Raw genomic sequence first — 14,147 nt, forward strand, 5'->3', positions numbered from 1 at the left:
CCTGACTTATATACCAATTATAAAGGAGATTATTACAAATGAATGCTACCAGAACCAACGATTTCAATTCTATTATTACAGGCCGCCGCTCGGTCCGCAAATATGATACCTCTGTCAAAATCAGCAAAGAGGAAATGACCGAGATTCTAACTGAGACTACACTGGCTCCTTCCTCGGTCAACATGCAGCCTTGGCGCTTCCTCGTGATCGAAAGTGCGGAAGGCAAAGCCAAATTGGGTCCTATCGCCCGCTTCAATCAGGTGCAGGTAGAAACCTCCGCAGCAGTTATTGCCGTATTCGGCGACTTGAACAATTTTGATTATGCTGAACAGATTTACGGTACAGCTGTTGAGCGCGGACTCATGCCTCAGGATGTGAAAGAGAACCAATTAACCCGTCTGGCCAGCCATTTCGCAACACTGCCAGCAGATGTGAACAGAGAGACTGTGATGATTGACGGCGCATTGGCTTCCATGCAGCTGATGCTGGTTGCCCGTGCCCACGGCTATGATACAAACCCTATCGGCGGATTCGAAAAGGATCAAATTGCTGAAGTCTTCGGCATGGACAAAGACCGTTACATCCCGGTTATGCTGATTTCGATTGGCAAAGCGGATGGAGAAGGATACGCATCCGTCCGTCTGCCGATTGACACTATTGCTGAGTGGAAATAAGAGCATAAGCTCCCGAATTCAGTTACGAAGTTCATTCTGACAAAACCATTTGGAGGAACAAAACTATGATCATTATCCACGCTTTAATGCAAGTGAACCCCGAACGTGAGGAGCAGTTCCTGGCTGAAGCTAAGACGTTGCTTGCAGCAACCCATGAGGAAGAGGGCAACCTCTCTTATGAGCTGTACAAGCACGCCGCGCAAGAGAATGTATATATTATGGTCGAAACCTGGCGCGATGCAGCTGCTGTAGGCAGCCATAACACAAGCCCGCATTTCACGGGATTTGCCGCTAAGGCAGGCGAGTTTCTGACTGCGCCGCTGGATGTGAAGGTATACAACGGCGAGCTGTTGCAGCAATAAGGGCAATGTAACAAGTGGGGAGGGATAGGGAATCGTTCATGCAAAGGATGTTCTGGCCAATCAGTTACTAGCCAATGCCAATGATCCAAGCTGGTATTCTCCGTTCGCGCAGGCGGTAGAGGGTTTAGCAGAGGAAGAAGCCTTTTGGAAGCTTGACGGGAACAGCAACAGTATCGCTGAAATTACGCAGCATCTGCTGTATTGGAACAATGCCTGGCAAACCAGATACCATCTGGGCCGGGTAGATGCTGTCCCTCCGATTGAGGATAACAACAGCAGTTTTGTCATACCGGAGGGCACAGCCTTTGATCAGTTGAGAACGAAGCTGCTGGAGGTGCTGCTTGGTTGGCAGCCGCTGCTGCAGGAAGACAGACTTGAGGCAAAAGTGGCAGGGTTTCCTGTGCCAGCGGAATGGTGGGAGATTATCAGCAACGCGGCAATGCACAATGCCTATCACATTGGTCAAATCGTTTTTGTCCGAAAGCTTATTGGCAGCAGGGAATAACTGTAGCCAGGAAGAAAAGAGCACTCCATCCACCAGGAGGCTCTTTTTTTTGTATTATAATATGAATGACGATTACAGCAAGTAACCTCTGAGGAAAGGGTGACCATTGCCAGTGAATATTTTTGAGCCTTCCGATGTGCTGAATGCTTTGCCCAAGCAGTTTTTCGCTGCGCTGGTTGCCAAGGCCGGCCTTGTCGCCGCCGCAGGACATGATGTGATCCATCTTGGACAGGGGAATCCTGATATGCCTACACCGGCCCACATTGTAGAAGCACTGCAGGCGGCAGCGGCTAACCCGCTGAACCACAGGTATCCGCCGTTTCGCGGCCACAGCTATCTCAAGGAAGCTGCAGCCAGATTTTATAAGCGGGAGTACGGAGTGGAGCTGGATCCGCAGCAGGAGATCGCCATTCTGTTCGGCGGAAAAACCGGGCTGGTTGAAGTGGTGCAGTGTCTCCTCAATCCGGGGGATATAGCACTTGTGCCGGATCCCGGATATCCTGATTACTGGTCAGGCATCGAGCTGGCCCGGGCGGTCATGGAGAAGATGCCGTTGACTGCGGAACATGGATTTCTGCCCGTTTACGGGGACATCAGCCCGGAGCTAGCCGCTAAGGCCAAGCTGATGTTCCTCAATTATCCGAACAATCCTACCGGTGCGGTAGCTACGGAGGATTTTTTCGAGCAGACCGTGAGCTTCGCGGCAGAACACAGGATTTGTGTTGTGCATGATTTCGCTTATGCTGCCATCGGGTATGATGGACAGAAGCCGCGCAGCTACCTGCAGACGCCGGGGGCCAAGGAGAACGGCATTGAGATCTATACTTTGTCAAAAACCTATAATATGGCTGGCTGGCGTGTGGCTTTTGCTGCCGGTAACGCCAGCGTTATCGAGAGTCTGAACATCTTGCAGGATCATATGTACGTGAGCCTGTTCGGGGCAGTGCAGGAAGCAGCTGCGGCTGCGCTGCTGGGACCACAGGATGCTGTCCGGGATAATCTGGACCGCTACGAGTCGCGGCGCAACCTCTTAATCGGCGGCTTGCGGAAGATTGGCTGGAAGGTGGAGGCGCCTAAGGGCTCGTTTTTTGCCTGGCTGCCGGTTCCGGAAGGCTATACCTCACAGAGTTTTGCCGATTTGCTGCTGGAGAAGGCGCATGTGGTGGTAGCTCCCGGTATTGGTTTTGGCGCTTATGGCGAAGGTTATGTGCGGGTTGGGCTGGTGAGCGATGAAGCACGGCTTGCAGAAGCGGTGGAACGGATAGCGGGACTGAAGCTTTTTTGATCCGGTTTATCCATAACGATTAGAGGGATGATATGAGGCGATTTTGTATGAGGCATTTGCGTGTGCGGGTAGCGGCTGTTTATAAGTAAATCCTGAGGGGTATCTAACCTTAGCCCGATCAGAGACCTATGTGCACCTGAGAGGAAGGGCAGTGGAATGGAGGATTTACATATGAACAACAAACTTCCGCAAGCGGAATGGGATAACAGGGTAGAGCAGGATATCATAAACGTTGTGAATTATTATTTATCGGGTGGCTCCCTGAAGGCTGCAAAGGAAATGGACAAGGCCCAGGAGCTGCTTGCCGATGTATTGAATGGCCGGGAGGCGCGTGCGCACCGGCAGGCTCTCGGCGGAGTGATTACAGAGATTAGCCAGCTGTCCGGCATGCCGGGTTTCAGCGGGGAGCTGCTTGAACGGCTTGCGCTTGAAGTCAGCGGACTGGACTCAGACAAGCTTCGAATATTGGCTCCGCAGACGACACGTCATAACCGGGTAGACCCTTATGTGAACGGACCGCAGTGCCTGGAAATGATCCTTGAGGAAATCGGGAAGGCGCGCCGTTATATTCATCTGTCCATAATGCTGTTCTTTAACGACCATTCGGGAAATCTGATAGCGGCAGCGCTGCTGCAGGCACTGAAACGGGGTGTCGAAGTCCGCATCATGGTAAATTATACGGTTACCGCACTTGGCTATGGGATGAATCTCGAGGTGGGTAAGTTCTCCAAGATCTCTACGATGCTGGAGAATGAAGGGGCCAGGCTGCTCGATACGTTCAACTCCTATTATTCTGCGGCAGAATGGAGTGAGAAACGGGCGGAGCTGAAGTCCGGAGGGGTATCCGAAAGTATTCTCTTCCTGCAGGATAAGGTACAGGAGGACGTGGAGATCACAGGACTCAATGTCATTGACCACCGGAAATTCATGGTCATTGACGGGATTACTTCGATTGTCGGCAGCCTGAACTTCGGGGATCAATATACGTATCAGACGCCGATAGAGGCCTCTTCACCGGTAGAAGTAGACGGCCGGCCGATGGGTATTCCAAGCGGTGAGGAGGAGTGGCATGATGGCTGCTTCCGGATTCAGGGCGCGGCGGCGTTGCCGCTGAATGCTGTTTTTCAATCAAGATGGCTGTTGCTTGGGGGCGATCATTTTGATCTGGAAGATGACTTCTACCATCCTGATACAAATTATGCATTCGGTGAGGAGGAGTGTACGCTCTTCGTGAGTTTTCCGGGCAACCCCGTTAATCTGATCCAGCAATATTATTTGGATTTAATTACTTATGCAGCCGAGGAGACGGTGATCGTGAACCCCTATCTGATTGATCAGGCCTTCTGGGACCGGCTGGGTGAGCTTGGCCCGGACTGTTCCTGCCATCTGGCCATATGCAATCCGCTGGAAGTCAATGACCACCCGACGAACCGGGCGGCTGTGCGCAGCAATATGTATGAGCCTTTTCTTAACGGCGTTTCTTTTTATGACTACAGCTTTACGGGGCGTTTCTCCCACTGGAAAATCACCTACGACCACAGGTCGCGGGCCGTTTTTCACGGCTCCTACAATATCAATGAAAGAAGCGCCTGCCATGACTTTGAGCTGGGACTGCTGGTCAAGGGGGAAGGATTCGCGAAAAGGATCAAATCCATGATTGATTATGACCTTGGCGTTTCGAAAAAGATCAGCGACAAGAAGGAGTTCTTTAAGCATCCGTGGATGCATCCCAGCACTTATCTAAATAAGGCAACCCAGAACTACACCTGATCGTTAATGGGATCACTATCCTGTATAATAAACGGTAACACTATGATGATGGAGCGGAAGAGATGAACATTACAATATTGCGGAACGGCCCCCGTAAGAACGAAGTGTATTTTGCTGCGGAGTATGGCGAGGGCAAGGGGATATGGAATGGTGATCCTGTGGAAGCGGGTGAGGAGCTTAAGGTCGAATTTGAGCTCCCCCCGCTATTTATGCGCTGGGTGGATATTGTGCCTGTAAGCGGCGTCGATTACGGCATCCGAATGGAAGGGGATAAGATAATCTTAACCGGGGTGCTGGAGAATATTGAGGCAGACGGAACTGGTTATCTGCGGATTGCCGGCGACCTGATCATGTTCGAATGCCTGGGTGAGCCGATGGCGCTGGGCGGCTATGTGGAGATCCGGACCGGAGAGCTGGGGATGTATCCCGTATTCTTGTAAGCGGGGCGGGGTGCTGCAGCCGTATACGGCATGCAATTTACTGCCGGCATAGCCACTGCACAAGAAATGAGCTAAGATAACAATAGATTTGAAGTAAAGCTATGAGGAGCAGAAGTCCAATGAACAGCGATATTCAGCAATTTAAGACGGAATTTTTCAAGGCGCTGGCTCATCCGATGCGGATCCGCATTCTGGAGCTGCTGAGCGAAGGCGAGAAGAATGTGAACGAACTGCAGGCGATTCTCGGCTCGGAAGGCTCCGCCGTATCCCAGCAGCTTGCTGTACTCCGCGCCAAGAATGTAGTAGCCAGTGTAAAAGAAGGAACCACCGTCATTTATTCTCTGCGCGACCCCCTGATTAAAGACCTGCTGGCGGTAGCCAGACAGATATTCGATAACCATCTCGTGAATGCCATTTCACTCCTGGAGGGTATCCGCAGCGAATAACCCCGGACCATCCGGGGGCGGATTTCCCGTTGACAAGAGCGGCAGGCAGGAGTAATGTTGCTCTTATATTCAAATAATCAGATATTCAAAGAAAAGAAGGTTAGATGATGACAGGGTGGGGCCGCTTTAAAGGCTACAGCATTGCTTCTCTGCGCAAGGATATCATTTCAGGGACGATCGTCGGCGTTATTGCCATCCCGCTTGGGATGGCTTTTGCTATTGCCTCGGGCGTGAAGCCGGAGTACGGGATTTATACAACCATTGTCGCAGGTATACTGATCTCCTTATTCGGAGGTTCGAAATTTCAGATTGGCGGACCTACGGGAGCCTTTATACCCATTTTGTTCGCGATTGCTATGGAGTACGGGTACGAGAACCTGCTGATTGCAGGAATGATGGCCGGAGTCATCCTCGTCGTTATGGGGCTGCTGAGGCTGGGTGTTCTGATCAAGTTTATCCCGAAGCCGGTAACCATCGGCTTTACGGCAGGGATTGCCGTCATTATCTTCAGCGGGCAGATCGCCAATTTCCTCGGCCTGAAGGATATGGAGCGGCATGAGAGCTTCGTGGACAACATGCAAGAGATCGGCCAGCATATCTCAACGGTCAATCTGTACAGTGTTCTGACAGCAGTCATTTGTCTGGCGGTTGTCATGCTCGGTATGCGTTTTGCACCCAAGGTGCCGGGATCGCTGATCGGGTTGTTGTTTGCAACGTTAGTTGCAGTGCTGTTCTTCAGCGGCAAGGTGACTACGATCGGCTCCGCATACGGCGATATTCCAAACACGCTGCCGAGTTTTCACTTTCCGGTGATCACCTGGGAGCGGATTAGGCAGCTGCTTCGTCCGGCGTTTATCATCGCCATACTGGGGGCGATTGAGTCGCTGCTGTCGGCAGTGGTAGCCGACGGGATGACTGGCAGCCGCCATAACAGCAACCGTGAGCTGATCGGCCAGGGTATCGCGAATATAGCCGCACCTATGTTTGGCGGAATCCCGGCCACAGGTGCTATTGCCAGAACCGCCACCAACATTCGCAGCGGGGCCGCATCCCCGCTGTCGGGAGTGATTCACGGTGTCGTAGTGTTCCTTATTCTTCTGCTGTTTGCGCCTTATGCTTCCAGCATTCCGCTTGCGGCCATGGCGCCAATCCTGATGGTGGTCGCCTGGAATATGAGCGAACGCAAGGAATTTCTGCATCTGCTGAAGCTCAAAACCGGGGATTCTCTGGTGTTGTTCCTTACCTTCCTCTTAACGATATTTGCGGATTTAACGATTGCGGTAGAGGCCGGGCTGGTGCTTGCCGTAATCCTGTTTGTGAAACGGATGGGTGAAGGGCATCTCGTATCTAAGGTGCTGCCCGACCCCTCATCGGTCAAGGTAGAGGCGCACATGGTAACGGAGAACCATGATTGCCCGCAAATCGGAATTTATAATGTGGAAGGCCCGCTGTTTTTTGGAGCAGCCTACAGATTCGAGTCAACGATGCCGGAGCTTGGACCGGACCTTGCAAAAATTATATTGCTGCGTATGGGCAAGGTGCCGTTTATGGATACCACCGGGGAGGCCAATCTGTCTGGGCTGGTGAAGCAGCTGCAGGCAGACGGAGGAAGGCTGATGATCTCCGGCATTCAGCCGCAGCCGCTTGATCTGCTGAAGAAGACGGGACTGTACGATAGAATTGGGGCCGCGCAGTTTTATGACCATACTGGAGAAGCGATCAATGAAGCGCTGGAACTGATCAATCCGGGCCGCTGCGCCGGCTGCAGGCATGGGGCATTCCGGGAATGCGGCGCGTTGTGCGGTCTTGAAGAATCGCCGGGCCGCAGCGTCTTTAGAGCCCGCAAACCGGCAGTGGCGGGTAAACTGGGCAGCGAAGTTTAAGCACGCACTGCCGAACCAGCGGGAACAGCATGGGCCCATCCCTGTGTTGCTAAATTTCATTATAATATAACAGCCCGGGTGCATTTTGCCCGGGCTGTTATATTATAATGGACTAATGACTGCCAGATTTGTACAATTACCGTAATGAATCTGTTCTATACTGGAACAGATCTCACTACGATTGATAAGGAGACCGCACCCTAATGAAGGAATTGAATTATCCTAAAGTATTCATGCTTTTGGCAGGACTGTCACTGGCGACGCTGGCTGTCTACCGTGTGGTTTCGCTGCGGACCGATACGTTTTTTGCTTTTTTGCTCTGGAACTTCTTTCTGGCCTGGATTCCCTTTTTATTCTCCATGGCCGCTTACGGCCTGGATAAGCGTAAGGTTTCCGGGCTGTTGCTGCTGCCGCTTGGCATAGCATGGCTGCTGTTTTTTCCGAATGCGCCCTACCTGATGACCGACCTGCTGCATTTGACGATCAGAAAAAACATATATTTCGTAGACGGAGTTGTTCAGAGCCGGTATTGGTACGATTTAATCACCTTACTGCTGTTCACCTGGAGTGGCTGGCTGACCGGTTTTTTCTCCCTGTACCAATTTCAAAGCGTCATCTTCCGCAGAAGCAATCTGCTGCTCTCCTGGATTTTTGTCCTCGCGGCCTGTGCGCTGGGCGGATATGGCGTATTGCTCGGCCGGGTATACCGGCTCAACAGCTGGGATGTTCTGACCGACCGGCATCAGCTCTACCAGCTGGTGGTTGACAGCCTGAACCGGCAATCGCTCTTCTTCAGCCTGTTCGTCGCAGCTGTTCTGCTGGTCATCTATGCTACGCTGTATTTCCTGCTGAATGGACTGGGCACAGGGAGTGTGCAGGCTTATTCCAAAGGCGGAAAAAGATAATCGTCCTGCTCCGGATGGAACTGAAACAACTCCAGGTCGATCACGCCATGATCATCAAAAAGAACGCCTTCTCCCAGCAGATACAATCTTTGTGTAAAGACCGCCTCGTCTTCGGCAAGAGCAATTTTGCCCTGGGAATTAACAACTCTATGCCAAGGCAGCTTGTATTTGCGGCTCATGGAATGGAGAATGCGCACGACCTGCCGGGCCGCCCGGGGGCTTCCTGCAGCACGGGCGATCCCGCCATAGGTCATAACCTTCCCCTCGGGGATGGATTGAATAATGCAAATAACCTTCTCTGTAAATGGTGTCATAAGGGCTCCTTAAGCTTAACGTAGGCAGTAGTATCTTTAGTATCAATACAATGAATTATAACAGAGGGGGCACGTGGTTTGGGAACATTGATACCCGATAAACGCGGGATGAAGCTGATGTCCAATGAGCCGAAAGGGATTGGCGGCTGGCTGGTGCTTGTACAGCTTGGGCTTTTTCTTACTATTTTTACGTTGACTTTATCCGTCATCCATTTTTTCTTCACAACGCTTGGCGGAGAGGTTTGGGATACACTTACTTCACCGGATTCTAACGTTTATGATCAGCTATGGAAGCCGACACTGATTTTCGAATTGGCTGGCAACGTTGTCTTTCTTTTGTTTGCAGCTTTTCTGGTCGTGTTGATGTACCGCAAGAAAGCTTCTTTTCCGCGCTGGATAATCCTTTTTTATGCCGCCAATACGCTGTTTCATATCGTTGATTATGTGCTGCTCACCAATATTCCGCTGCTTGCCGAGTTCGGAGAGGATCCGGACGTGCAAAGTATTGCCAGAAGCCTGGTTCCGCTCATCATATGGATTCCTTATTTTATCCGGTCGCGCAGAGTACACAACACATTTATCAATTAAGTACATAACACACTTTTTCAGAAGGAGCCGCAGCCGCGGCTTCTTTTTTGTGCAAAGATAAGCGTACTATGTCAACAAGCTAAAACTGACTATAAAAGCAACTCAAACACACCTAACTCTTTGTTTTCCAAAAAATAGTTAGCAACTGACGAAGAGCGATGGACAGAACCGGAAGGTCTCGAACTTGAAAGGAAATAGCCTCGTGTTCAATCCTGTTATGCAATCTGGCTGAGTGCAGATCGAGATCTAACGTACAATTCGCATTAACAGGACGAGGTGGATAAGGCTTATTTACGAGGTCTGGGCCTCTAGAATTTAATCCGATCTTCCCTCAGTCCCAGACCCACCGGTTCAGTCATTTCAGGCTTGTTCAGGCAACATCCAGCGTAATGAAACAGCTAAAACGGAGCTTCTTATTGATCTCCTTGGCAAACGGACAAGAGGGCTTGGTGGAGAGAAAGGGCTTCTTGTCACGTAGCATCGCAAATGCAATTTTCAGCATCTTATTCCCCATAGCTACAAAAATGGAGCGAGGATGCTTCCCGCGGCTCTTTAACCGCTCGTAAAACGGTTTGAGATCCGGGTTATGCAGGCAGAGGCTTCGACCGGCTAAGTAGGCAACATAGCGCAAATGAGAGTTCCCTTGCTTGGAAATTTTTCCATAAGATCCGGCACTTCCGCCCGTTTGCTTAACGACGGGATTCGTTCCTGCTTTCTTAATCAACTGTCCGGCATGAGTGTAATGGGACACATCGCCAATCTCAGCGTAGAGCTCGGCTGCAGTGGAAACGCCAAGGCCTGGAACGGTAAGTAAAACCCGCCCGTCGGTCTGAAGCAAAAGGGCTTCGATCTCCTGCTCAAGCGTATCGATCTTAGCGTCAAAGGCGCGAAGATCCTGCAGCTTCATTCGCAGCAGAAGGAGTTCGGGACGAAGCGTTTGTTCGTCAGATGAGAGCGACTCCGCAGCCACCAGAAGGAGCTTGCGAATCGCAGCGACTCGAAGCTTCAGGTTATGCTGGATGGACAACCTCCGGAGTCCCGTTTCCCCCAGCTTACAAATCGCAGCAGGATGTGGATAGTGCTCCATGAAGAAAAGGGAGGCCTTTCCCCAAAAGTTGCTAAACACCTTGATTTTCCGAGCCCGCCCATTCTGATGGTCGGCATAGCCCTGAAATTCGCGCCAAACGATGTCCATGAGTGTTCAGATTTCCATCCGCAGAGTGGAGCGTTTGCGGATCTCCGAGCGTCTGGCCCGGGTGAGAACATGCAACTGCCGTTGAAGGCCCTCGGCCAAACGAAACTCGGTGGCTTTATTGCTCTTCAGCGCATGAGCGATAGCGACTAGATCGAGGTCATCGGTTTTACACCAGTTCAGCGCACTTGCCCGCTCTTCGAAAGTCGTATACGCGTTGAGAATCTGGACGAGGTAGCCTTGCTTGGCCATTTCTCTAACGATATCTTCATAGTAATGGCCAGTAGCTTCAATTCCTAAAAACAGGCGTACGGCCCCAGTGGAGGCCACCGCTTGTTCGATGGCATGGTATAGAGTCTGCATGCCGGATTGATTGACGGAAAAGAAAAAGGGTTTTGCAAGGATGTCGCCGAAATAATTGCAGATCAGGGCTTTTTGGTGGAGTTTGGCCGCATCGATAGCAACGATGAGGACCTGCTCCAGGTTAACACCCCGTAGTTGTTGACTGAACTTGGTTCCCTTTAAGCCTTGAATGTGTAGGGATTTCCCCATGCGACTTCAACCTCCTGTGGTAGGGTAGGTACGATTGAAGCTCTTTGTCAGGTGCTTCTTTCTTCGATAGTCGCTGGGGATTTTCCTTTTCTACAAGGATTATATATTACGCCAGAATTTATATGCTTCACGCTATAAATTATCCTTCTATTTCTCGCTGAAACGGATACCGTCCTTTTGAGGACGGCGAAGCCGTTTCCACTTGTGAGAGGCAAGCTCATAATTTCCTCTACAGCAAAAAGTTGGGGAATAGGAGTTAGAGTGTCGGGGGATAATCAGATCAAAAGAATAGTGACGGGAGTGAATACTGTGAAGAATACAGAGGCTGTGGAAACAAGCGACCGTTCTTCCGGCAAAATATCTTCTTCCCGGCCGCTCAGTCCCTCATTGGATGAGACGGTGGCTCTATTCCGGCGTATCTTCAGCAACGACGGGACACTGAGAGTACGGATAATTGAGAATACACATAACACGTGGATCCGCTGTGGCCTGATTTATGTGGATGGGATGATCGACCGGAATTTGATTCAGAATGGCATTACCAAACCGCTGATGACCTACGAATTCCTGGACAAGGATCTGGGAACCCCGGCAGAGCTTATGGAACTTATCCGCCTTCAGATTATCAATATCAGTGACATTATGGTCTCTACGGATTTGGATGAATTAATAGGGGCCATAGTGGGAGGGAAAACGGTATTTCTGCTGGACGGATACGCCGGTGCGCTGAATATTAATGCCCAAGGCTGGCAGACCCGCGCCATTGAAGAACCTACGACCGACAAAGCGGTCCGGGGCCCAAGGGAAGGCTTCAATGAATCGCTGATGACCAACCTGACGCTGATCCGCCGCAGAGTGCAGAATTCCGATTTGAAGTTTGTATTTACCGACATCGGTACCCGGTCAAAAACCCAGGCCTGTATCTGCTATATGGAAAGCCTTGCTTCACCGGATATTCTCAAGGAGCTGCATGGAAGGCTTGCAAGGGTACAGCTCGACCATTTGCTGGATACCGGCTATCTGGCCGAGCTGATCCGTGATGAACCTTATTCGCCTTTTGAGATGATCGGCAGTACGGAACGGCCGGATTCGGTAGTGGGCAAAATCATGGAGGGCAGAATTGCCCTGCTGATTGAAGGAAGTCCGTTTGTTCTGACGCTGCCCTATGTTTTTGTGGAGAATTTTCAGGCCAGTGAGGATTATTATATCGGTTATATGTTCGCTACTTTCAACCGTGTGCTCAGAGTGATGGGAGCCTTCATGTCCATCAGTATTCCTGCACTTTATGTCGCACTTGTTACTTACAGCCAGGAGATGGTTCCTACATTACTGCTGCTAAGCATTGCCACCGCACGATTATCGGTTCCCTTTCCCACAGTAGTCGAGGCAATTCTTATGCTGACCATCTTTGAGATTCTGCGTGAAGCGGGGGCGCGGATTCCCAATTCCATTGGCCAGGCGGTCAGCATTGTAGGCGCGCTGGTGCTGGGCCAGGCTGCGGTGGATGCACGGATCGTCAGTGCCCCGATGGTCATTGTTGTGGGTCTTACCGGGATTACTACCCTGCTGAATCCCCGGCTCACCGGACCGTTAATTGTAGTACGGATCCTTTTGCTGCTGATGAGTTTCTTTTTTGGAATCTACGGCTATTTCTTCGGCTTGCTCGGTTTGGTCATCCATTTGATGAGCCTGCGCTCCTTCGGAGTTCCCTATATGCTCGGGGTGGGCTCGATCCGGCCGCAGGATATCAAGGATACCGCCATCCGTGCACCTTGGTGGGACATGTATCTGCGTCCGGCGATCATCGGGGCGCGCAACATGAAGCGGAAGCCGCCCAAGAAACCGGTTAAGCGGTTATGAACAGGGGACAAAAAATACTGTCTGCGCTGCTCTCCGCAGTGCTGCTGTTTGTCATCTCCGGCTGCTGGAATTATTCCGAGGTGGATGATATGTCCATCGTGGCCGGCGTAGCCATCGACAGGAACAAGGCGGACGGCAAGCTGCAGATGACAGTGGAAATGGTGGACACCCAGGGTGGACTTCAGGAGAATCAGGCAGGCTTCAAGACGCTTAGTTTTACAGGAGATACTATATTTGAAATCGCCCGCGACATGATATCGATGACCGGCAAGAAGCTCTTCTGGAGTCACGCCAAGGTGATTATTTTCAGTGAAGAGGTTGCGAGGGAAGGCTTGATCAAAGCAATAGACTGGTACAGCAGGGATACAGAGACCCGATCCGATGTCTTTATTTTTGTATCAGAACAGAAAAATGCACGGGATGTAGTTAACCAGAACAGTACAACAGAAGCGATTATGTCCTTTGAACTGGCACAGATGATGCGTGATGAGAAGTACGTCAGCAGCGCTCCGGTTGTGGAAATCTGGGATTTCATCGACAAGCTGGAGACCTCAGGTTATAATGCCGTCGCACCGCTGGTGTATATCAATGAGGAGAACGGGCAGAAAAATGAGCGTGTGGATGGAGCAGCAGTATTTGTAAAGGATAAAATGGTCGGAAAATTGACCGGGAAAGAGGCGAAAAACATGCTTTTCGCCAAAAATGATATAAAAGGTGGTGTACTGGAGGTGAATAATGCGCAGGGGACTCCCGCTTATTCCCTTGAAATATTATCAAGCAGGACGAAAGTCAAACCTGCAATGATAGATGGTAAAGTTCATATACAGATCAATACAGTGACGCATACCGGGCTGGACGAAGTGATGACTGCAGCGGGTTTATCCAGCAACGAGAACATAGCGGCTATTGAAAAACGCGCAGGCGAGGAATTGCAAAAGGAGATACTCTCCTTAATCCATAAGGTGCAGCAGGAATACCATGCCGATATCTTTGGCTTTGGCGAAGCTGTTCATGAGAATCTGCCCAAGACCTGGACCAAGCTCCGCGAGCAATGGCCGGATGAATTTGTCAATCTGGATGTGGACGTCAGCTCCAAGGTGATTATTCAGAGCACTGCCAAAACAACGCGGGCGATTAAGCTGGGGGATTAGCATGGTCATTTATGTAGTGCTTATGTATGCCGTTGTTGTGCTGGTTGACCCCTATGGTCTGCTCAAGCAAGGGAAGAAGCGGGACTTTTACGTTTGTTCCGCGCTGTGCCTGATCTCCTTCTCCCTGGCTTTTGCCTTGTCGATGCATTGGGAAATTCCCAGTCCCTCAGAGCCGATCGTTTATTTGATTAAAAAGCTGTTCTAGAATGCACTCCTGAAA

The 14,147-nt window shown here is 50.9% G+C and carries 16 protein-coding genes; 13 read left to right on the forward strand and 3 right to left on the reverse strand.

Annotated features, from left to right (window positions below):
• Positions 1-38: 38 nt before the first annotated feature.
• From H70357_RS02660 to H70357_RS02700, 9 genes are all read left to right on the forward strand, one after another.
• Complete coding sequence (locus H70357_RS02660; RefSeq protein WP_038585462.1) at positions 39-674, forward strand: nitroreductase family protein; 636 nt, start codon at positions 39-41, stop codon at positions 672-674.
• 65 nt (positions 675-739) lie between these two features.
• Complete coding sequence (locus H70357_RS02665; protein WP_038585465.1) at positions 740-1,036, forward strand: putative quinol monooxygenase; 297 nt, start codon at positions 740-742, stop codon at positions 1,034-1,036.
• Between the two features lie 31 nt (positions 1,037-1,067).
• Entirely contained in the window at positions 1,068-1,541 is a 474-nt protein-coding gene (locus H70357_RS02670; RefSeq protein WP_038585469.1) for a DinB family protein, read from the forward strand.
• Positions 1,542-1,653: 112 nt separating this feature from the next.
• Positions 1,654-2,826 (forward strand): pyridoxal phosphate-dependent aminotransferase, encoded by a 1,173-nt coding sequence (locus tag H70357_RS02675; protein WP_038598450.1) that lies wholly within the window; start codon positions 1,654-1,656, stop codon positions 2,824-2,826.
• Between the two features lie 171 nt (positions 2,827-2,997).
• Positions 2,998-4,596, forward strand: a complete 1,599-nt coding sequence (locus tag H70357_RS02680) for a phospholipase D-like domain-containing protein (RefSeq protein ID WP_231578369.1) — start codon at positions 2,998-3,000, stop codon at positions 4,594-4,596.
• Between the two features lie 62 nt (positions 4,597-4,658).
• Complete coding sequence (locus H70357_RS02685) at positions 4,659-5,036, forward strand: hypothetical protein (RefSeq protein WP_038585471.1); 378 nt, start codon at positions 4,659-4,661, stop codon at positions 5,034-5,036.
• A gap of 119 nt (positions 5,037-5,155) precedes the next feature.
• Positions 5,156-5,482 carry an ArsR/SmtB family transcription factor gene (locus tag H70357_RS02690; protein ID WP_038585474.1) on the forward strand — a complete coding sequence of 109 codons (327 nt, stop codon included), beginning with the start codon at positions 5,156-5,158 and terminating at the stop codon, positions 5,480-5,482.
• A 107-nt stretch (positions 5,483-5,589) separates the two neighbouring features.
• Positions 5,590-7,365 (forward strand): SulP family inorganic anion transporter, encoded by a 1,776-nt coding sequence (locus H70357_RS02695; RefSeq protein WP_038585478.1) that lies wholly within the window; start codon positions 5,590-5,592, stop codon positions 7,363-7,365.
• Between the two features lie 203 nt (positions 7,366-7,568).
• Positions 7,569-8,270, forward strand: a complete 702-nt coding sequence (locus tag H70357_RS02700; protein WP_038585481.1) for a DUF1361 domain-containing protein — start codon at positions 7,569-7,571, stop codon at positions 8,268-8,270.
• Here the strand turns inward: H70357_RS02700 and H70357_RS02705 are convergent.
• Entirely contained in the window at positions 8,246-8,584 is a 339-nt protein-coding gene (locus H70357_RS02705) for an MGMT family protein (RefSeq protein ID WP_038585483.1), read from the reverse strand. The two genes, H70357_RS02700 and H70357_RS02705, sit on opposite strands and share 25 nt — an antisense overlap.
• A 78-nt stretch (positions 8,585-8,662) precedes the next feature.
• On the opposite strand from H70357_RS02705, the gene H70357_RS02710 reads away from it, so the two are divergent.
• The gene (locus tag H70357_RS02710; RefSeq protein ID WP_038585486.1) at positions 8,663-9,172 is read left to right on the forward strand and encodes a DUF2569 domain-containing protein; all 510 of its coding nucleotides are present in this window, start codon (positions 8,663-8,665) and stop codon (positions 9,170-9,172) included.
• Between the two features lie 370 nt (positions 9,173-9,542).
• Here H70357_RS02710 and H70357_RS36455 read toward each other — a convergent pair whose 3' ends face one another.
• Positions 9,543-10,367, reverse strand: coding sequence for a transposase (locus H70357_RS36455; protein ID WP_231578370.1), 825 nt, complete (start codon positions 10,365-10,367; stop codon positions 9,543-9,545).
• A 6-nt stretch (positions 10,368-10,373) separates the two neighbouring features.
• Complete coding sequence (locus H70357_RS36460) at positions 10,374-10,916, reverse strand: IS110 family transposase (RefSeq protein WP_231578371.1); 543 nt, start codon at positions 10,914-10,916, stop codon at positions 10,374-10,376.
• A 309-nt stretch (positions 10,917-11,225) separates the two neighbouring features.
• On the opposite strand from H70357_RS36460, the gene H70357_RS02720 reads away from it, so the two are divergent.
• From H70357_RS02720 to H70357_RS02730, 3 genes are read left to right on the forward strand one after another with little or no spacing between them, the layout of a single operon-like run.
• Positions 11,226-12,776, forward strand: a complete 1,551-nt coding sequence (locus tag H70357_RS02720; protein WP_197073647.1) for a spore germination protein — start codon at positions 11,226-11,228, stop codon at positions 12,774-12,776.
• Positions 12,773-13,927: a Ger(x)C family spore germination protein gene (locus H70357_RS02725; protein ID WP_038585489.1), complete on the forward strand. Its 1,155-nt coding sequence runs from the start codon at positions 12,773-12,775 to the stop codon at positions 13,925-13,927. The genes H70357_RS02720 and H70357_RS02725 overlap by 4 nt, the downstream gene beginning before the upstream one ends.
• A gap of 1 nt (position 13,928) precedes the next feature.
• Entirely contained in the window at positions 13,929-14,132 is a 204-nt protein-coding gene (locus H70357_RS02730) for a hypothetical protein (protein ID WP_038585491.1), read from the forward strand.
• The last annotated feature ends 15 nt before the right edge of the window (positions 14,133-14,147 follow it).

The sequence above is a fragment of the Paenibacillus sp. FSL H7-0357 genome (assembly GCF_000758525.1).
In the GTDB taxonomy this organism is placed as follows: Bacteria; Bacillota; Bacilli; order Paenibacillales; family Paenibacillaceae; genus Paenibacillus_AQ.

Bases quoted from the DNA above. Each gene is read 5' to 3' on its own strand.
- H70357_RS02690 (WP_038585474.1), top strand. From the start codon at position 5,156: ATGAACAGCGATATTCAGCAATTTAAGACGGAATTTTTCAAGGCGCTG.
- H70357_RS02685 (WP_038585471.1), top strand. From the start codon at position 4,659: ATGAACATTACAATATTGCGGAACGGCCCCCGTAAGAACGAAGTGTAT.
- H70357_RS02705 (WP_038585483.1), bottom strand. From the start codon at position 8,584: ATGACACCATTTACAGAGAAGGTTATTTGCATTATTCAATCCATCCCC.
- H70357_RS02695 (WP_038585478.1), top strand. From the start codon at position 5,590: ATGACAGGGTGGGGCCGCTTTAAAGGCTACAGCATTGCTTCTCTGCGC.
- H70357_RS36455 (WP_231578370.1), bottom strand. From the start codon at position 10,367: ATGGACATCGTTTGGCGCGAATTTCAGGGCTATGCCGACCATCAGAAT.
- H70357_RS02660 (WP_038585462.1), top strand. From the start codon at position 39: ATGAATGCTACCAGAACCAACGATTTCAATTCTATTATTACAGGCCGC.
- H70357_RS02680 (WP_231578369.1), top strand. From the start codon at position 2,998: ATGAACAACAAACTTCCGCAAGCGGAATGGGATAACAGGGTAGAGCAG.
- H70357_RS02725 (WP_038585489.1), top strand. From the start codon at position 12,773: ATGAACAGGGGACAAAAAATACTGTCTGCGCTGCTCTCCGCAGTGCTG.
- H70357_RS02730 (WP_038585491.1), top strand. From the start codon at position 13,929: ATGGTCATTTATGTAGTGCTTATGTATGCCGTTGTTGTGCTGGTTGAC.
- H70357_RS36460 (WP_231578371.1), bottom strand. From the start codon at position 10,916: ATGGGGAAATCCCTACACATTCAAGGCTTAAAGGGAACCAAGTTCAGT.
- H70357_RS02700 (WP_038585481.1), top strand. From the start codon at position 7,569: ATGAAGGAATTGAATTATCCTAAAGTATTCATGCTTTTGGCAGGACTG.
- H70357_RS02665 (WP_038585465.1), top strand. From the start codon at position 740: ATGATCATTATCCACGCTTTAATGCAAGTGAACCCCGAACGTGAGGAG.